16 protein-coding genes and 1 pseudogene are annotated in these 19578 nt (G+C 59.3%); 7 read left to right on the forward strand and 10 right to left on the reverse strand.

The window, feature by feature from the left end:
- Positions 1–8: 8 nt before the first annotated feature.
- Complete coding sequence (locus NKI54_RS28215; RefSeq protein ID WP_352692921.1) at positions 9–515, forward strand: antibiotic biosynthesis monooxygenase family protein; 507 nt, start codon at positions 9–11, stop codon at positions 513–515.
- Positions 516–739: 224 nt separating this feature from the next.
- Here NKI54_RS28215 and NKI54_RS28220 read toward each other — a convergent pair whose 3' ends face one another.
- The 8 genes from NKI54_RS28220 to NKI54_RS28255 all read right to left on the reverse strand — a co-directional run bounded on the left by NKI54_RS28220 (position 740) and on the right by NKI54_RS28255 (position 9810).
- The gene (locus NKI54_RS28220; RefSeq protein ID WP_352692923.1) at positions 740–1285 is read right to left on the reverse strand and encodes a hypothetical protein; all 546 of its coding nucleotides are present in this window, start codon (positions 1283–1285) and stop codon (positions 740–742) included.
- Positions 1286–2405: 1120 nt separating this feature from the next.
- On the reverse strand, positions 2406–3398 hold the full coding sequence (locus tag NKI54_RS28225) for an NAD(P)/FAD-dependent oxidoreductase (RefSeq protein ID WP_352692925.1): 993 nt from the start codon (positions 3396–3398) through the stop codon (positions 2406–2408).
- Entirely contained in the window at positions 3395–5392 is a 1998-nt protein-coding gene (locus tag NKI54_RS28230) for a LodA/GoxA family CTQ-dependent oxidase (RefSeq protein ID WP_352692927.1), read from the reverse strand. Before NKI54_RS28230 ends, NKI54_RS28225 begins: the two co-directional genes overlap by 4 nt.
- A 99-nt stretch (positions 5393–5491) precedes the next feature.
- Entirely contained in the window at positions 5492–6517 is a 1026-nt protein-coding gene (locus tag NKI54_RS28235) for a catalase family protein (RefSeq protein ID WP_352692929.1), read from the reverse strand.
- A 188-nt stretch (positions 6518–6705) separates the two neighbouring features.
- Positions 6706–7317, reverse strand: coding sequence for a hypothetical protein (locus NKI54_RS28240; protein ID WP_352692931.1), 612 nt, complete (start codon positions 7315–7317; stop codon positions 6706–6708).
- A 10-nt stretch (positions 7318–7327) separates the two neighbouring features.
- Positions 7328–8557, reverse strand: a complete 1230-nt coding sequence (locus NKI54_RS28245) for a hypothetical protein (RefSeq protein WP_352692933.1) — start codon at positions 8555–8557, stop codon at positions 7328–7330.
- 487 nt (positions 8558–9044) lie between these two features.
- Positions 9045–9341, reverse strand: coding sequence for a hypothetical protein (locus NKI54_RS28250; protein ID WP_352692935.1), 297 nt, complete (start codon positions 9339–9341; stop codon positions 9045–9047).
- A gap of 58 nt (positions 9342–9399) precedes the next feature.
- Positions 9400–9810, reverse strand: coding sequence for a hypothetical protein (locus NKI54_RS28255; protein ID WP_352692937.1), 411 nt, complete (start codon positions 9808–9810; stop codon positions 9400–9402).
- A 616-nt stretch (positions 9811–10426) separates the two neighbouring features.
- Here NKI54_RS28255 and NKI54_RS28260 point away from each other — a divergent pair.
- Both NKI54_RS28260 and NKI54_RS28265 read left to right on the forward strand, forming a co-directional pair.
- Positions 10427–11791: a hypothetical protein gene (locus NKI54_RS28260; RefSeq protein WP_352692939.1), complete on the forward strand. Its 1365-nt coding sequence runs from the start codon at positions 10427–10429 to the stop codon at positions 11789–11791.
- A 1-nt stretch (position 11792) separates the two neighbouring features.
- Positions 11793–13040: a hypothetical protein gene (locus tag NKI54_RS28265; protein ID WP_352692941.1), complete on the forward strand. Its 1248-nt coding sequence runs from the start codon at positions 11793–11795 to the stop codon at positions 13038–13040.
- A gap of 95 nt (positions 13041–13135) precedes the next feature.
- On the opposite strand, the pseudogene bioZ reads toward NKI54_RS28265, so the two are convergent.
- Positions 13136–13823 (reverse strand): annotated as a pseudogene (gene bioZ, locus NKI54_RS28270) (3-oxopimeloyl-[acyl-carrier-protein] synthase BioZ); the annotation flags it as partial.
- Positions 13824–14384: 561 nt separating this feature from the next.
- Between bioZ and NKI54_RS28275 the strand changes: the two are divergent.
- Together NKI54_RS28275 and NKI54_RS28280 are read left to right on the forward strand one after the other, a co-directional pair.
- Positions 14385–16370, forward strand: coding sequence for a caspase family protein (locus NKI54_RS28275; protein WP_352692943.1), 1986 nt, complete (start codon positions 14385–14387; stop codon positions 16368–16370).
- Positions 16367–17251, forward strand: coding sequence for a hypothetical protein (locus tag NKI54_RS28280; RefSeq protein WP_352692946.1), 885 nt, complete (start codon positions 16367–16369; stop codon positions 17249–17251). Before NKI54_RS28275 ends, NKI54_RS28280 begins: the two co-directional genes overlap by 4 nt.
- A 56-nt stretch (positions 17252–17307) precedes the next feature.
- On the opposite strand, the gene NKI54_RS28285 is transcribed toward NKI54_RS28280, so the two are convergent.
- Entirely contained in the window at positions 17308–17910 is a 603-nt protein-coding gene (locus tag NKI54_RS28285) for a hypothetical protein (RefSeq protein WP_352692948.1), read from the reverse strand.
- Between the two features lie 98 nt (positions 17911–18008).
- Here NKI54_RS28285 and NKI54_RS28290 point away from each other — a divergent pair, with 98 nt between their 5' ends.
- Together NKI54_RS28290 and NKI54_RS28295 are read left to right on the forward strand one after the other, a co-directional pair.
- Positions 18009–18443, forward strand: coding sequence for a hypothetical protein (locus NKI54_RS28290; protein WP_352692950.1), 435 nt, complete (start codon positions 18009–18011; stop codon positions 18441–18443).
- A 358-nt stretch (positions 18444–18801) separates the two neighbouring features.
- Positions 18802–19383 (forward strand): DeoR/GlpR family DNA-binding transcription regulator, encoded by a 582-nt coding sequence (locus tag NKI54_RS28295; RefSeq protein ID WP_352692951.1) that lies wholly within the window; start codon positions 18802–18804, stop codon positions 19381–19383.
- Positions 19384–19578 lie beyond the last annotated feature (195 nt).

Here is a 19578-nt window from a genome sequence, read left to right on the forward strand (position 1 = left end):
AGGTTCATATGGCGGTGATCGTGCTGATCAGGCGAGTAGCGAAGAAGGATTATGTCGAGGACTTCCTCGCCGCGTACGAGGAGGAGAGGCCGCGCGGAAAGCCCGGCTTCATCACGGAGTACCTCACACGGGTCGAGGGGGTGGATATGCCAGGACTGCGTGAACTTGGGCTGCTTCATCCCAGCACCGATGGGGTGGCCTTCCTCAACGTCGCTTTCTGGGAAAGCGAAGATGCATTCATCGATGCCTTCAACCCCCAGCCCGGTGCGTTCAGTTCCGCGACCGAATGTGAGCCCCGGAAACGTGCCATCGTCCGCATCGAGAACATGGCGAGCACGTTGCCCCCCAAGGCAGATGCCTATCTCTTCCTGGCGGCGACATCCGGCGGCGATCCTTGGATCTTCTACATTCGGGACGAGGTGATTTCCGCGATGCCGAAGCAAATAGAACGTATTCTCGACGGCATGGGCCGGTTTGCGAAAGCACTTCCCTTTGAACTCGTCGCGATGGAATAGCAGTTACCAGGAACGCGCTTAGATCATCATCTGGCATCTGCCAAAATGAGCTTCTAGGCTACCCGAACTCGCCAGGACGAGCTCGTCCTGGTTCTGGATCAGCATTCCGGTGAACACGCGGTTGAGCCCGCGCATGAGCATGGGCATCACCTGGCGTGGCAGTGGACGCTTCTCGGTCAATGCGCGAGTGGTCTCAAGAAAAAGACCCCCATACCGGAAGACCGTCAGGTCCCAAAGGTCCAGTCCAGGATATCGGCGAGCTCGTCGGAAATGGTGAAGAAGAGACGCTGGCGCTGCCCCCGCAGCAGTCCCAGAAATCGCGCGACCGCGCTCGCGTCGTCGCCTTCGAGATAGGACTGCTGTGCCCGCTTGTAGGCCGGCGTCTCACCATAGACCTGATCGGACTGTACCAAGTCGCGATAGGTGTCGATGAGCGCCGGATCGTCGGCGCCATAGACGAGCATGTTGTCGACTTTGTTGCTCGTCTCGGATCCAATTCCAAACAGATTGAGCTTGCGGAAGGGCTCGGTCCTCTCTGCACGGCTCGCCCGCAGATTGCCGCCGAACACGTTGCGATAAGGACTGGCGCGCTCTGCCGTTCCTGCCGACGCCAGGTTCTCGACGTCGGTGCACGCCATCAACCCATCCCGCGCATCTGGATGGCCAAGGATGACGTTCGTGACGAGATAACACCTGGCGGATGGTGAAGTGGCCGCCGTTTTGCTCGCTGGCTTCGACGAGGTCGCCCAATCGTCGCCTGAATAGGCCATTGCCGTTTGTTCCCACCAGCCGCCCGCGGTTCTCTCGGATCGGGCAGGTCCCTTCCCCAAGCGCAGGACAGTCCAAGCACCCATCCCATCCGGGATGCTGGGTCACCGCATCAATAACCTGATCGATCATGATTGCTGCGGCCGACCGGCTAAGGTCCCTCAGATCGAGCTTGATGGCCGGGTTTCCACTTCGGCCGACGACCAGGAGATCCTCAACAACCTCGACAAGTGCGGTTGTGGCCTTGTCGCTGCCGGCGGTCTTCAGTTTCTCGAGCAACTGGCCATGGTTGGCGGCCAACAGATACACGCGAGGCGAGTTCGGGGCCGCCACGTCCCAGGCCATCCGCTCGATCAGCGGCTTGCTTTCGTCTGAACGAAGTTCGCTCAGATCCTTGACGACAATCAGCTGGCGAGACCCAAGATTCAGCCACTGGATCTTGTCGCCGCCGTTCCAGTCCTCGATGGTGCCGCCGAGCTCAAGCCAGACGCGCCGGCAGTGGTAAGTCTTACCATCACCGGCCGTGCCCGTAAGAATAATGGACTGACACTGATCTGACCTGAAATTGTCGACCAGCCATTCGAGATGCGGGGCAGGAAGCTCGATTGGCTGCATCTTCAAGCGAGCCAGAGCCCGCTGGATGGTCTCGTCGTACATATTGTCATTGGTGGGGATCGGGCCGTAGTTCCGAAGGAACCGGATCCAATTGTTTATCGGCATATACTAACCCCCAACGACTGCCGCCCTTGCGCTAACGACCGTCCTGGAATTCCAGCGCAGCCCCATGAAATCAGCCAGTTCAGACTACTGTAGAACTCGTGAAACGCAACAACACAACTGGGGCCTCGGTTGTTCGTCCGTGCGCATGTCGTCGCATCAGGCCGTGCAAGCGAGAGCGTGTAGCGGATCGCTTCGGCGAGCTTTGTCTTGTGACTGATCAGCCTGAGCTTTCGCGAGGCCAGCGAAACGAGATCGACGACGAAGGGCGGCTCTTGTGCTGGCGCGTGGTAAGGCGTGCTGCTCGGCGGGCGATGGGCCAAGGAAGGACCGGAGGACGGGGTAGTGCCGATTGAATCGCACTTTTCGGGCCTGCGCCTGTTTCGGCTGCATAATTCGTTCGGTCTATAGTGAGACTGACACAAGGGGCACTGAACTGTTTTTGTAAACGTTGATGCGGCCCGCTTCCGTCGAAAGAAATGTAGCGGTAACCGCGTCGGAATAATGCCTCGCCAAGGCCCAGCTCAGTTGATCGGCCGAGACGAGCATCCCAGCTGCCACCAAAGCAGACGACAGCGCATTGAACAAACCCTGGGAGGCGATCGGATCGAACGCGATGGCCGCGTCGCCCACCGCTATCCACCCCTGACCTGCCGCCGCAGAGAGAACAGTCGATGACGCGTCCACGGTTAATAGGGCGTCATTCGCGGGTTTTCCCGAGGCGCGGACTCGCCAAGTCTGGGCGTGCCCCATTGGTCCGCAAACGTGATAACACCAGTTCGATCCGTTGCTCCAGTAATCAAGCCATGACGCATTGTGCGCGACGGAATCGACAGACGTATTCATCAGTTCCGCGACCATGCGATCCCGGACAGCAAGCCGCGCGCCCCTGCGGCGCGCGATCGCGGCGCGGCGGCCTGTGGCATCGACGACCACGTTGGCGAACATAAGCTTTGTCGTTCCGGCTCCGCCGCTTTCTCGAAAGATAACGCCGCCGTCCGCCGTGACACCAGTCGCGCGCCATTGCACGAATTTGACTCCGGCCGCGACAGCAGCTGAGCGAGCATGCTGGTCGAAACGGACGCGGTCCACCACGTAACCGTTGCGAGATGGATGACGAAGGAAATCTTCATACTCCCAATTGCCCGCCGGCTGCCTCCTTCGAACGCCAAGGCAGCGTCGGGTAACTGTTGGATCGTCTAGCAGTTGTTCAAGCCCCACCGCTGCGACGACGGCAAGCGACGCCGGCGCGAGAAGTTCAAGGCGGTTGGCTGAAGGTAAGTCGGGATCTGCGACGATGACGTCACGACCCTTGAGTGCCAAAAGACGTGCGATGGTTACGCCGGCCGGCCCTGCTCCCACCACGAGACAGTCAGTCCGGCCCGCTGCCGAGATCATATCTCGCCTTGCCGATACCTTCGCTTGGGTGGCGGAGCCACCGTCCGCACGGCCCGCGTCGCCAAGAGGCCCGCTGTAGTCTGCGGCACAAACAGGCTTTCAATGTCTTCGACCGCATGAAATTTCGGATCGTTCTTGACGTCGATCTGCACTCCCTTCTCGCTGCGTCCTTGCTCGACTCGCGGATCTTCCACGGGCAGTGAGGCCGGCGGGTTCCTGATGGGAAGCACCATGCCGAGTTCGGCCCATTCCGCAACCATCGCCGACAGCCGGTCGTAGTAGTCGGAACCCCTAATGTCGCGAAGCCAGTCGACCCTGTGCATGAGATGCTTGAAGGTCTGCTGTTGCGTGAGTTGCCCGATAGGGGCGATCACCGCTGCACGCAGATAGTTGCCTTCGGCAAGCACCTGATCCGGTGATCGCGGTCCCCAGAACGTTGGCGTCGACAGGAACGTTGAAGGGAAATAGTCAGCCGCAGAATTGCATGACGTGTGATCGGTTTGCCAGGGCACGCCGAGAAAACGGGTAAGGCACCCGGCCGCCGCGCCATCGTAGGGACCTTTGGCACCAGTGCAGACCGCAGGTGTCAGGGTTTGGCCAAAGTCCTGCTTTGCGGGTTGCTCGCCCGGCAGCACATTCAGGCGATATGCCGATTTCCAGAGTAGTGGAATTCGAACTATCCAGGTCATTTCTATCGCGGGATGGAACGGTCCGCCAAGGCAATCATGCAATGGAGCGCGCTCCAGATGCCTCACCTGTTCTTCAGCTGGCAGGGTGGAGAAACTCGGAGGGATCGGCGGCGCGGCCCTCGGCCAATCGGCATTGAAGTCGCCATCCCCCCAGCGTCGGAGGTGCGCATACTGCGTCTTCGTCACGGCAAGAAGCGCATTCGGAGGCATAGGCGGGTTGCCGAAGAATTCATCCACGGCATCGCCGAAGATCTGCGGAACCTGATCGGGGACCAATGGGGTTGTTGCATCGGGGTCTCGAAACACTGACAGTACGGTCTTCCGCCACGCTGCATTCGCTGGAGAAGCGTCGTTCAACTTCGCCACGACCTGCGGATTCTGAGCGTCGAGTGCCGAACCAAAGCCGTGCAGAATGAAGAGCCCGTGATTGACCCACTGCAATCCGGTCAGGCGCTGAAACACGGGCAGCACGTCGCTCGTGAACGACGTCTTGGTCGGCCTCGCAATCCACGTCTTGTCGTAGAAGACTTCTCGCACAACGTCGTCCATCGTCACGAGACCGAACAGGCCAGGCGCGTAGTTTGGCGGCGTCACGCAAACATAACCTGGCTCGGCGTCGATCGGCGCACGTCCTGGGAATGTAACCTCAGCCCGCACTGGGCCGTCGCAGACATCGTCGTGCCAGCCCGAATTGTTGGCGAAGGTGAGAGGCCTTGATCCTCGATGGAAGGGTTGCGAGGTGCCCCTGCCGCCAAGGAAGATCAGGCGCCCATCCGCATCGGTACGAAGTTCGCCGAGATAGATTGGCGAGCCCCAGAACGCGCCGTCGTCCAGTTTGATCGGGCCAGCATTCGGGCTGGCGATGCTCCGCGGCGTCGGCGCTATATCGAGCCGCCACCGGCTATCCGGCAGGACAAGATCGCGATTTCGCTGGAGGGCGTTCTGGCTAAGGGGCCCAAGGTCCATAGCCTGATTGAATTCGTACCAGCCGGCCTTGAGGTTCGCGACCGTGACACGCCATTCGATCTTTGCGGACGCGGCAGTCACTTCCTGCACGCTGCCGTCCTTCATATGCGCGTAAATACGAAAGCGCGCAGCCTGCCGCTTGATTTCTCCGTTTGCGGACCGGAAGTCGTCAACATATCGCGCCGGCTTCTCCGGTGCCGTGCCAGGCAAGGTCGGTGTACCTCCGATCACCTCAGGACCGATGACGTAGTCATCGGCGCCTGTCGCATTGCCAACGCGCGCGATGCCGATCGGGGGATAGACTTTCAATTCTGCAATAGCACTGGCATCTATCATCATGCGGCCTTGAGCTTGAGGGATTCCCGAAAGTGGCAGGAGATCGCAAGAAGCGATGGCGCGTGCCGGCGGCGGCTTGCCATCGGGATTGCGTCGAACCGTTCAGCGCGGTTGGTCGGGTTCCTGCATCGACTGTCCGTTCAAGCTGCGCCTGACCGCTGCCGAGGCTGGATAGGAGATGCGCCTTGCGTCTGCGATCGACCCAAGCGGCCTGTTTTCATACAGTGACCGCCATGGTGAGAAAGCGAGGCCTTCGCCGTAAGCGGCTTGACCGGCCTGGTCGATATCCTGTGCGGGAATATCCAACCGTGCGACCGCAACGAAAGGAGAAGTCGCTTCCTCCCAGCGTTCGGTCGCACGATCGATGGGCGTCACGCTGTCATCAACGAACTGCTGCGCTTCGATCAGGAAGCTAATTGCACCGGCCTTCAGCCGCTTCTTCAAATCTTCCGCGAGATAGTTCGGAGAGGGACCGGGGGTATCGGCCTCTATCGGCTTATCGGCACGGAGACGATACTTGACGATCGTTTCTCCCAGCGCATATGGCAGCGTGCTGAAGTAACGTGCCGCCACCAAGCTTTTTTCCTCCTTGGCCATCTCCTTCAAGATCAGCAACGAGCGCTTGTGTATCGCGGTGAATGGCTGCGATTCCACATCGGAGGAGATCGCAGCCATCTCCTGTGCGTTGTCGACAAAGAAGATGTCACTGTTTTGAAAAATTAAGTCGGCCGTGGCTGCGAGCGGATTGTCGGTTGCCAGTGTTGGGCCGTTCACACCGAACAGTTTCAGCGCGAAGCCCAGGGTGTTGTTCCGCTGATCCGGAACATCCGGAGGCGCATCGCTCGACCAACGCATCCACACATCATACGGTCCGGCTGCCCATAGCCCGATGCGAAATAGCTTTGGGCAGGTATCGGCCACAACCAACTTTCCTTTCGCGACGCCGTGCTGCTTGCGGAAAACAGCCCGTTCCGCCGGTCGCTCACCATCCTCAATGCGTTTCTTCTGAAATTTGTCGATGAAGGAGGCACGGATGTCCTCGACAGGTTCGATTTGGGAATGAGGCGGCACCGTCGCTCCGGCGGCGGCAGTTGCGGTCGTCGCCCCAGATGTGAAACGAGATAGCATCATAGGTCTCCTTCGAAAGGAAAAACGCTTCAGAATTTCGGCCTTCCGTCTGACTCCGCTCTGTTGACTTTCGCGGCCATAAGCAGCGGACTCGCTCACTCGACCGGGCCTGTCAGATATGTTCGTCCATGGCGAAGCATCCCGATCCACCCCACACCTGGCTATTCCAGATAACCGGCCAGATTCGCCTAAAAGTGCTTTGTCTCCTGAAAAATCTGTTCCTCGGAAAAGCCGTCCGACTGCAGCACACGGACTTCCACGCTCTTGGCGCCAGGAAATTGATTTACGTCCAACGACGTTTGCGGGACCGGTAGCCCCACCGCCAAGGTTTGCCAGTTTTCGCTACCCCCAGGTTTGGCTTGAACGGTGTAGGTAACGCCTTCACTTGCAACCTGACTTGGCGGTGCGTTGACCATGACTCTGTGCGGCCGCGCCGGATCTGGGGGCCCTAGAGACAAAGAAGCTGCTGGCACCTTTTGGCCACGCTGGAACACCGCGGCGATTTTTCCATCAATCTCCAGTCGTATTGAACCGAGACTTGGGTTGACAGGTATGACCGCCTCGAAGGTACCTTGCGCTGCATTGGGAGCGCAGGAGTTTCGTTGAGGGTGCACTACCTGGTCAAACAGGCGTTTCTGATCGTGTGATTCACCAATGAGATGAATCGTCCCTGTTGGCGCTTCTGCTGCACGCTGCGCCGTTTTGATCGGTGTAACATAGTCGATGGTGCCGCTTTTCGCGGACAGATCGAATGTACCGGCAACGTGCGCGTACTGTCCGAAGATGAGTTCGTTTTCCATCGCGTTTCTCTTATGCAACCCGAAATGCCGCATCTTCCAACTTAAGGCGGTCGAGAATGGCGCCGTAGCTGTAGGAGGATAGCCACTGATCGTCGCAATATGACATGATGTCGTGCCATTTCTCGTGCGGAAGCGCGGCCATGGGTATGTTGAGAGTCGGGTCTCCGACGTCGAGTCCGATCATATCGCCGTGCTGGAGATCGCCAATGCGACCATCGGGATATGGGAACGTCCCATCACTGGCATCCTGACCGCAGAAGCCGGGATGAAAGCGGCCGAACGTGTGGCTCAACTCATGAGCAGCGTACCAGTCCCCGTACGAAGCGTCCTTGTCCCAATTTAGCGACGGATACTGACGAGGATTGCCCGTTGGGCCGACAGCTACAACGGACGGATCGGGAACTTGAGGAATGTCCTTTGCGGCACCACGGAAGAACAGACCTGCCGACGCATCAGAGACCAGTCCGTAGTAGTGGGTGCGCGGATCAGTACCCGCTTCAATGTCCTTGGCACGTAAAACCGCGAGTTGGTTGTGGGCGATCGCCAGCTTTGCACGCCATAGCGGATCATCTCCGTCTGGCGTTTGCGGGCCGCTGAACGGTGGTGCGAACTGCGGATTCGCTTGCACGACCAACTGCGACCACTCGATTGAGGGAACCGGATAGGCGCGACCGAGAAAGGATCGCAGGAAATCAAAGTGAAAGGCTTCCGGTGAGACATCGATTTGCGTGCCGCCGGGCTTGGTCCAGAGGTAGCGCAAGCCAACCACCTTGATCCTGAGCGGTGGCGAATCGATCAGCGGAAGCGTTGTCGTTAGATCGCCACTCAAGGGGAGGTCGGTATCCGCAGAGCGGATATGATTCACAGAAATACTGACAGTCGGCCACGAACAAACGTCAAGAGGCAGGACGAAATTGAGGCTCATTTCAGCGTTTCTTCGCTGCATGCCTAAATCGGGTTGATCTTTGTCTGAAATAATTATGGATTTTGTTGAAGGAACGTACCTCGCCGGAGCCCCGGGCGCCGAAGCCACTGCTATCTCGCCGCGAAGGTCACGCTTTGCCGTCAGGCCCGTACACTTCACATATACGCGGACTACCGTCGACTTACTGCGGATTAGCGGCACTTGGTGCGCTAGGTTTTGAATCGCCTGGGTCACTTCCAAGCCAAGCACTTCGATAGAGGCCGCTCGTGGCGCACCGCGCAGCCGGCGCCTCTTGCCTTCGATCAGAATACCCATTTCATCTCCACACAAGGCTCATAAGCTTGCCGCCTGATCCGGGCCCTCACCGGTATTAGGCATGGCGAGAGAGGTGAGCACAGGATCTTCGGCAGAGGTGACAATCTGTGGGCACCTGAAGCACGCGGGAGGCCCTTCCTGTGCGAACCACCTGCAGGTACGACGTATGATGCAAGCCGGAAGCTTGTCGGTTACGGTTGGAAGCTGCGTAGCTATGCGAGACGCCAAGTTGCATTTGACTCCATCGAAATGGAGGCATTTGCGCTCTTCACAAACAGCCGAGAGGCGGAATATCTGCGTCGACGGAACGGGATGGGCGGTCGCGAGGACCTCGTCGGTCGCAACGAGCTCTTCGTTCAGGTAGGAAACTCTATTCCCCGCCTCAGTTGGAAGAACGACGCCCAACACAAGGGCGTCTCTCATCCCTGGCTGTGCGCTTGGGCACCTGGTCGCCGGAGCAAGTGGCTGCCTGGACATGACCGAACCGTCAAATACGTTCGGCTGGAAAGAACCCAACGACGATGTCGGGTCCGAGCATCAGGGTCGCTGGAACTGAGCCTTGCCCGATTGTGCCGGCGATGTCGCTCGACAACGAATGCGCTGCCGCGGCGTCAAACGGCTGACCGGCAAGGTCCCTTACAACGAAGCCAACGATGCCATGTCCTGGAAAGAACGTTGGCGCCGCCTTGATACTCTTCAAGCGCTGTCGATTGAGAGCTGACGTAACGGCCTTTGGGACCAGTTTGTTCAAATCTTTTATCGATATCGAACTTGGACGTTCCATATGTCCCCTCCTGCGTTTTGGCTAAGTCTAAGAGGCAGTTTGTGCGTCACGTGTTCGATCAAGAACGCTTGCTGCGGGGCGCCCACCACGGAAATGGCCATGGCAGGGGCATACCCTCCCCAGCCAACTCTGCTTCGCTCGGCTTTTTGGCGCCGGCGATCATAGCCTCGACTTTATTCGTCGAGCTATGGACGCGAACGCCGAGCACCCACGCTGGAATCTGAAAGGCCTTCGTCACGCTGATGGGACAAATCACCTCGAGAACCAGTCCGGTTGGCTGGGTCGCAACGAAGTCGAGATCGAGGATGCCGTCCTTGGGCGGAGCTATGTAGGACCAAGGCGCGAGATCCGGCTGGGTCCAACCGGTCGTCGGCACAGTTCCCTTCGCCGACACTGCGATTGCTGGAGGGTTCGGTACGAACAAGCTTTCGACATGGACCTCGTCGACGGAATAGACGCGCGACTGCATGATTTTCCCCTGTCTGTCGTACAGTTCACTAGGCTTGGACTGATCAATAACGATAGCTCCGCGACGCGATGGTTGCGCGTGAATAAATCGTGAAATAGATGGCGGCACTTTCGTCGCAAGGTCAAATCTGGGAAGTCGAAATGCTCATGCCGGCAAATCGGCAACCTTTATGTGCACGGGCCCATTGTCGGTCAGAAAATATTTGACGCACCGCCCGCAGCAATCGCTTTCCAATTAGCCACGCTGTTGCTACCTTTTCTCTAGCGGCTGTCCGTGACGCCGCTGGCGAGTTGAGCTTGGCAAAGTAGAGTTCAATGTTGCGTGGGGGTCGGGCATGCTGACGCTGCGTGCGTTGGGGCGATTTAGACTCTTGGATACAGCCGGGGTCGACTATAGCCCGCGATCGCAAAAGGCGCGCGGACTCATTGCGTTATTGGCTTTTTCGCCCGGATATTCGCGGAGCAGGACTTGGCTGCAGGCCAGGCTGTGGAGCGATCGGGGCCGCGATCAGGCGGCTGCCAGCCTTCGGCAGGCTCTCAGCGATATCAGGCGGCAGCTAGGGCCGTATTGCGCGATAGTGCACAGCGATAGACAATCTGTATCGCTAGACGCTTCCTTGTTCCAAACCTCGTTCGAGCAGCCCGCTTCAGCGGGGCTGGACGCCGAGTTGTTCGAGGACCTGGATGTTTCTGATCCGCGCTTCGAAGACTGGATTCGCGGACGGCGTCTTGCGAGCGCAAACCCATGCCGAGACGGTATCGACCGTTCTCCCTCGAAAGCGATCCCGTTGCTTGAACGCAGAAAGACGGTCGCGTTCATCGCCGATTGCGAGGGAAGCGGCCCGGCCCGACAACTCGCCAGCAGGTTCTTTGCACTGGCGTCGAAGGCCATCGGGACGCAGGTGCGTTCAGTGTCTTTCTGCGAGGCTGGCAATGCAACCGAATGCGAAACCTTCGATGGGGCTGCGCAAGTGATCGCGATGCGCAGCGTCGTTCGGGATGGCGCTCCGCGAGGCTCGCTGTCCGTGACAATTAGCGATGGAAGCACTGGCTGCGTCTTTTGGGCCGAGAGCACGCAACTGGTTTTGGACGCTGATGAATCCGCCACATCCTCTGAGTTCTACTCAATGGTCTTGCATGCTACGGATGCGGCGGTTGATATGCTGGTGCGCGGCAATGGCCCGGCCGACGGGCACGATCTGGCGCTCAGGCTTTTCAGCAGCGCGCGCCTCCTCACCATGACCCTCGACAAGGAGAACCTTGCACTTGCCGATCGTCAATGCGCGGCCGCCTTCGAAATGTCGCCACATGGCGGTCCGCTTGCGTGGCGCGCTCTCATCCGTCAGATCAGTCATTTCCAATACATGACCTGCGATTTTCTGCCTAGCCATGAACCGGCCGGGGCGATCGCCGCCCGAGCGCTCGAGGCGTTCCCGGGGGACCCGTTGGCGCAGTGCGTTGGCGCCCACACCGAGTATCTTTTCGGCGGCAACACCTGTCAGGCGATGCGCCTTGCAAAGCGCTCCATTCAAGCCAATCCGCTGAATGCGTTGGCTTGGGCGGCGCTTGCGAATCTCCAGACTGCCACGTCGGACTATCGCAGCGGCTACGATTCAGCCCGCCGTGCAGTTGATCTGAGCGCCGGAACGCGTGCCACTTACTTCTTCGAGTTCTATGGTTGCATCGCCGCGGCTGGCCTTGGCAACTACCAGTTGGCGATGCGTCATGCGCGCGCTGCTGCCCAGCTGTCGCCGAGTTTTGCGCCGCCGCGTCGCTACATGGTTGCGTTGATGGCCTCCGCCAATGACGGTCTCGGTTTTCGCGGCGCCTTGCGGGAACTAAGGCGAATTGAGCCGTCTTTCGAAATGAAGTTGCTTTTGGACGGCAGCTATCCGGTGAACACGATGCGGCGCATTGCGCTGATAGACAACGTCGAGGGACGTTTGCGCAGAGGCATGGCCGCGCTTTTGGAGCATCACTAAAATGCGCGTAGCCATCATCATCTCCTTCATTGCCGGTCTTCTTTGGTCCGGCCAAGCCGATGCTCGCTGCAAGACGTTTTCGGCAAGTTCCATGTACGATGTTGGCATCTCGCCGACCGCCGCGTGGCGCACCGACTACCCGTCTTCGTCATCCGCTGGTCTACCGGCCTGGAGCACCATCCCATTTGCGACCGAACCCGAGCACTACATGCAGGCCGTGCTCGAAACGGTCCGACCTTACTTCCACTATAAGGACAACAGCCTGGTTGGAACCGGCAATGAGCCATGGTGGATGTCTGAATGGATGGACTACGGCAAACTAGGCCGCGAGCCGCTCATGGGCCTGACCAAGGAACTGGCACCTCGAACGCACCAGCTTTCGCAGACTTCGCAAGCCGGTTCGCAGGTGTGGGCCGTAAACTTCTACAATGACCCCGGTGCCGTCGCGCTGCACCAGGTCTTTGCTGATCCTTGCTCGCCCGCCGTGCCTGAAAAACTTCTGTTCGCTGATGGCACTGTCGCCATAAAGTTCCTGTTCACCGACGCCAACCTCGGCAAATTCGCCGGCCAGGTCGACTATCTGAACGGTGGACCTGTCTACAAGGCCCATATCGATCCCGAAGGCATTGGCTTCCCCGCCGAGACCAGCGGTCGCAAGACCCGCGACGTCAACTTGCTGCAACTCGACGTTGGGGTCCGCGACAACAACGCCACCAGTACGGGCTGGGTGTTTGGCACCTTCGTTTGGATGGGCCCAACGAAGGGCGATGGACTGTTCGACAACCTTGTTCCGGCGGTGTTGCTTTGGGCCGAAGATGAGGGCGTGGTTGGCGACGACATCAAGGAGAGTTGGGTCAATCCGGCCATCAAGGCGAAGCTGTCCGGTTGGAAGGAACGGCCGTTCCTCGGCTTTCAGGGGCGCGCCAACGGCCCGGCCGACAATCTCAACTCGTCGTGCCTTTCCTGCCATGCGGCAGCACGGCTGCCGCTTGCAGCGGTCGGCATCGCGAGGCCCGGCAAGAATCCCGCCAATCCACCTGCCGTTGCCGCTTTGGACTATTCCTTGCAGGTGCGCGCCGCCATAGAGCGCATGTGCCAGGCCTGCGAGGACGGTGCGATGGACGGCGCAACGCCGCAAATATGCTCGAAGGCTGGTTACTTCACCGGCCCCCAATGTGTTCCGGCAAGCGCCGACCAGGTGGTGGCTTCCCAGAGAGTGCGCAAAATCCACTCCCTGCCACGCGAATAGCGGCGGGACGCGCTATGTTATATTGTCAGGCGCCTCCGGCGCGATCTCACATGGCGAGCCTGAGGTCCTGTTTGCGGCTGTGAGCCCCCGCTAGTCTAGATGCCGAGGACAACCGCGCCGCCGCTGAGCCCCGCACCCGCTGCCGCCAAGAGGATTTTCTCGCCAGGCCGAAACTTCTGCGCCCGATGGGCGAGCGAAAGTGAGAGCGGGATCGTCGCGGCAGAAGAGTTGCCGTCGTCGGCGATCGTCTTGACGATCGCTTCATCCGAGATGCCGAGGGTCCTACCGACCGCGTCGAAAATGCGGGCATTGGCCTGATGCGGCACGAACCGATCGATATCCCGCGGCAGCATTCCATGGAACGGTCTGTTGCGTCCTCCGGCGGGTATCTGGATCAGCCCATAGCGCGAGCCGTCCGAATCCACTGCCGCGCCGAGAACGCCTTGGTCGGTATCCTCGCACGGACCAAACCACGGCACCGGCGGCATCGGCAAACAGCACGGCGCTCGCGCGCTCGGCCGGATTGATGCGGCGGCTGAGGATGTTGGCGGCGATGACAAGGCTCGCTTTGCCGTGCAGGCGGGTGAAGCCGTCGGCAAACATCAGTGCATAGATGAAACCGGCACAGGCGCCGGTCAGGTCGATCGCGCCGGCTCGGCTGAGCCCGAGCCGATGTGCGACCAGCGGCGCGCTGGGCGGCAGAAGGTGGTCGGGTGTGGAGGTGGCGAGCAACAACAGGCCGATGTCGCTGCGGTCAATGCCGGCGTTCGCCAGCGCCATTGAGGAGGACCTGGCGCCGATGCAGACGTTTGACAGGCCCGCCCGCTTGCTCGCGGCTGCTTGGCTTGGCGATACGCGGCTGATCGATAATGTGGAGATGCCATCCCGGACAGGCGCCATCACGCGCACAGCCGCTTAGAGACAGATCCGCCCTGCCATCACTTCGAAACGGTGACGGCGTGGGGTAAACTGGGGACCAAAACAGGCAATACGGACACCTCGCAATCATAACCCGCGAAGGTAACCCAAGCAGGGGGTAGGCGTCCTGCCGTCGCCGGTCGGTTGCTCTCGCAGGAAGGCCTGAATCACCACTAAAGGTGTTTGCCGCCTGTCCCTTGAAGAACGAAATCATAGGTGTCGAGGTCCGAGTAGCGCCACGTCGCATCCCGCTTCACGCCGGCGCCGGACCTTTTCCTGCTTTTCATTAGCTTCACCTCCCATGGTTCCTCGGCATATTGCCTCCGCGGGTGATGAGTGGCCCGTACAAATATGGTATCAACTTCAGCAATGAACTGGGGATGAAGACAAATCCGGCACCGAGCGGATGGTCAATAGGGGGGTCGTTTGAAGAGAATCTGCCTGGCGATCGGAGCCTCGCGCGCCGAACATCTGCAACCTTTGCCTGGTGCGCTCCCCGCCGCGGAAGAGGTTGGAGATTGGGCGCGGCGGTCAGGATTCGATGTTGTCGAAGTCGTTACGGATGAGGACAAGGCTGAACCCGTAACGATATCACGCTTGCGAAACGTGCTCACCAACTTGCTGAGGGATGATGGGGACGAGATTGACGCCTTCGTCCTTCATTTTGCCGGTCACGGTTTCAGGCTCGGGGCCGAGCAGAATCTTTGGTTGCCGACTGACTGGAACACCGAGCTGCGTGCCATCGCAGTAGAGCCACTACGATGCAAACTTTATCGCCACGGTATCCGCAACCTGACGATCTTCAGCGATGCATGTCGCGCATTGCCGAACGACATTGAGATCACCGAACTGACGCCGGACGGCATTCTTGGCCGAGGGCCGTACGAGGCGATCCCGCCCGTCCTTGACCGGTACAACGCAGTTATGGACGGGCAGCAAGCGTACATGATCCCAGGGGACTCACCCGAAGACGCAAGATGTGTCTTTTCGACAGCGGTGTTGGAAGCACTTTGGGGCCGCCGAGACGACGCTTTCGACCAGCATATCAAGGGAAAGGTCACGCCAGAATCCCTGGATCTTTTCCTGAAGAGACGGTTGCAGGAGATCGGCGAGCGATATCGTTTGAAGTGCCGGCCAGAAAATGTCCCCGGGACACCCCGCGATCACCTGATCTATTTCGACCGTAGCCGACCGCCTGCAGGTGCGATGCCGCCTGCGCCGATATGGCCGGTGCCAGTCTGGGAGCGGCCCACCAATCCCGTCGTGCCATCACAAGATGTCGACATCACCAGTGTCATCACGGTGAAGGACATGTTGGGTGCCGATTTCGGCAGGGAAAATCCCGCTATCGATACGACAAAACCTCTCAAGAGAATGCCGGCTGCAGCAAAGACAGCCTTCGATGATCTCGCGGAGGCAGAGCTTCTGGCGAGGAAAATCCAGCGACGTGGCGACGATACCGGACTGGCCGAATGGAACGTCGGCAGAGCCAAGCGACGCGTCGAGGCCTTTGTCGCAGATGGTCAGAAGGACAGGCGTCGCAGAGAGATTCGCCGCAGCTTTGGGGGCATCGATCCAGACTTTGCCCATTCTAACTTCAATCTCATTGTCATTGGCGGCGAAGTTCGCCGCATTTGGACGAACCGTGCGCGTCATGTTCGAGACCGCAAGGGCGGCCGACAGTCGGCATTCAAATTCCAAATCCATCCGGCAGGCAGTGCCCAGATCATTATTGAGTTTGAGGATGGAATATTTGCCTCCGCTGTCATGTACAGCAAGCTTGTGACGGTACTTACCCGGGACGCACATGGTGTTGTTGGCTGGGCTTGCATGCCGCCGTGGAGCGACCCGGTCGATCAATTGGAGCCGTCGATTGACGCCATTACCAAGCTGCAACTCGGAGAACTGACGGCCAATCAGGTCGACGACTTGGCTGTAAAGCTCCGCGAAATGAAGCACGTCAATCCGACGTTGGGGGCGCTTTCGAGCTACCTTTATGACTACAGCGGCGACGTCGATAGCATCCGTCGCATGGCCTATTTTTACGCCGACCAGGGCCAGCCGATACCGTTCGACGTTGCCTTCATGGGACTGATCGACATGCCGCATGAATGGCAGCACCCGACGGTGTTGGTGCCGGCGGTCAAAGCCCGAAAACCCAATCGGGCGGACCGGCGGCTGCCACAGTGGGTCAAGCAAGCAACCCCCGAGATTGAAGGTATCGTGGGAGGAGCTTGGCCGATTTTTCGCCAGGGATGGGATTTCGTGAGCGACCCGACACCTCCAGAGGCTCCCGCGGCTCGCGCAATTCACGAATTGTCGAGACACCTGTTGCCGTCTCCCTTCACCTCCTTCAAGCGCGAGGGAGCAGAAAAGGCCATTGAGATGCTAAGCTTAAGGAGTGTTGGATGAACTTGGTTTTGATCCATGGAATCTCGCAAGAAGCCTACACCGAGGCGGATCTCCTTGCGAAATGGAGCAAGCTGATCACTGATGAAGCACCTGGCCTGCTCGACGGCGTCAACACGCAAATGGCCTATTACGGAAAAGAACTTGCGCGCTGGACGACCGGCGATGTCAAAGCGGCGATTGCCATGGGCGTGGCGGACGGTGCATTCGATCCCGCAAACAACGACGAGATAAACTTCCTCGTTCGCGCGCTGGAGCAGGCCGCCGTCGGGCAAAACATCTCGGACGCAGATATCGCGCAGGCTGCACGCGCGGCGGAACAGGCGGCGGGCGCGGAAGCCGTTCCGATGGGCACTTGGTTGGGCCGGCGCCTTGTTGGTATCGTCCGTGCTCTCGAAGTCGTTTCGCCATTGAAGGGCGCCCTGATGCTGCAGGTCGTCAAGCAGGCTTACACCTACCTTGCGAAAAACGGTGCAGGTAAAGCGGTCGACGATCTCGTCCGGCCTCGGCTTGACGGCAAACGATTGATAATCATCTCGCATTCACTGGGAACCGTTGTCGCTTTCAAATTGCTGCGCGAGATGACTGACGTCGCGACAAGCGTCGAAGTGCCATTGTTGATTACACTGGGATCGCCGCTCGGGATCGACGCTGTGAAGGCAAAGCTCGGTCCACCTCGAAAAAAGCCACAATTTGTGAAGCGGTGGGTGAATTTCTACGACCCTGCGGATTTCGTTGCTCTCGGCAAAGGTCTTGATGAGAGCACCTTCGCTACAAACATCGAAAACGTCGGCGATGTCGACAACCCGACATCAAACGCACATGGAATCGCCGGATATCTTCCCGACAAACGCGTCATCGAGGCACTTAAGGCGGTTCTGTGACATGGGGTCGCCCGGGCCCGTGGTCCCTCAAGCTTTCCTTGATCATTACTATTTGTCTAGAAACCACTCTTTTCGATCGATGCGGATGCCTGGTGACCGCCAGTCCCGTTCTGTGAAAGCTGTGGCTTGGCACGCAGTGACAGAACCTCGCGATGCTTGAGGCCATCGAAACAGCCGCGGCCATCCACGCCAGCATGGAGCTTTTCGAGCGCAAGTTCAGCGCTGGCGGACACGCGATCGCTGGCCTGGGACACGGAGCCATCTGGCAAGAGCGGCTCGGCGTGTGGGGCCATTTCTCGGAGACGCCACCCGACGGATACTGGAACGTCTTCGGGCAGCAGCCCATGCGGCTTCGCCAGAACATGCTCGTCGAGATCAATCCTCCCGGAAGCGGCAAGAACCTCAACCGGCAGGGCGTGCTGGCGAGGGATGACCGTGGTCACCGATGGCTGCTGCACCAGGGCCGCCTCCATCCGCGGGGTGTCCGGATTACCGAGGACATGTTCAATGCGGTCGCGACAGCAAGGCGCGTCGACGTCCGTTACGCCGATGGCACGGTTGCATCCGGTCACCGCGTCGCCGGCCTCGACCAGCCTGCCGACCAGGTCCAGAACGATGTTGCAGCATTCGTGGACCTCTGCGCCCGTGTTCGGGTCCACTATCAGCTTGGTGACGCTGCCCGGCAGATGTTGGAGCGGATCAATGCAGCCGAGGCCCTATCGAGCCCCGAGCGCCAAGGGGCGTATACACTGCCCCGATGCCGGCGAGGACGGCCGAACGGCGACACGCCGACATCTGGCATGCACTGGTCAAGGAACTCGATGCTCTGGGGATCCAGCACGCCAACAGCCGATTCGGGCGATATGGTCCCGATCTCTTCGCCCAGACAATGCAAGACAGGCTCCTGTTCGAGATCAAGGCCGACGCAACAGCGGCCGACATTCAGCGTGCTCTCGGCCAGCTTCAGCTGTACGAGCACCTCGGCGGTCAGGCTTGCAGAAAGATCATGGTGCTGCCGGCGGCGCCAGGCCATACGATCGCGCGAGCCCTCTCGGCTCTCGGCATCGAGCTGCTACTCTTCGAGCGGCGGGGCACGTCGGTGCGCCTCGATCAACCGGCTCTGCGAAAGTTGATCGCGAAGGCACCCGGCAGAGTCAGAGGAGGCAAGCGCGGTGCCGGTGGCGAAAATTGAACGCGTCGTTGCGGGCGTGGTAACAGGACGCGTCGAACGCGGATCCGTTGGGTTCTTCGCATGCCATGACTTCGGCTCCAACGTGACCCCAACGCGGCTCGCATGCCTCGACGACGTCGCAGATTTCCTGCGGTCACGACCGCGCAGCGGCGTGCGCATGAATCCCAGGTGGGGCCGGATTACAAGGAACATCTACATCGACGGCGTGCGGTTGCGCTGAGGCCAATCAATTGCCTCTCTTGGCCGAGTATCCGAAAGATGCTCGCCGTAGTCCAATTGACTCAGGTTCTCAAAGAGAACAAATAATGAACATAACTGCGCCCAACGCGTTGCACTGCTTTTAGGAACCGGATTTTTCATGGCCGATAGGGTGGCAAACCCAGTCATCACCCGCCTTCAGGAGCGCATTGCGCACCTGGAGGGCGGTGCGGGTCGCGTGCGCAAGGTCCTGCCGTTCGGAGTGGCTGAGATCGACAGCTGGCTTCCGGGAGGAGGGTTACTTATCAGGAATGACGTACACATCGCGGGGGTACTGGCTAACAAGAATCACATTTCATTGGTCGTTCCAGGCGGCGTTTGTCGACCCGGCGCCTACGTCCTCTTGGGTGAGACAGCTACAAAATTTGTGCGCGAGTTGAACTGCGATCACTATTTCCTTTGTACGCATGCCTTAGACCAAGCCGGCCCTAGCGATACCTTGCTGGACCTCGTGCAACTGCAAAGGGAAATGGTTGGCGCAGCGGTAGAAACGACGCTGATCATTGACAGCAGCAAGTTTGGAAGTCGGGTGCTCTACAACGTCGTTCCGATTCAAAAGCTCAAGCGGATCATAACTGACGAGGGGCTTTCGGTAGAAGACCGTGAGAGATATCAGTCCTTGGTCGAAGAACTTGTCATTGCGCCTTATGTCGACAGTCCGCCGTCCGAGTCGAATGATTAAACCGACTAACCGCGGACAATTAGCGGTTCCATCATGGCCTTCTGCACCGGATCCCGCGGCTCACCCCGCAAAGAAAGTCGCAACCACGCCACGCGTCAGATTATGGACCCGTAAGTCGCCGTCGCTTGACACTGTGCCCCTTGCCCGGACTCTGCCGACCTAAGCCACGATCCAAAAGTGCCGCAGAAAGCGCGT

The organism is Mesorhizobium sp. M0663, from assembly GCF_040320585.1.
Lineage (GTDB): Bacteria > Pseudomonadota > Alphaproteobacteria > Rhizobiales > Rhizobiaceae > Mesorhizobium.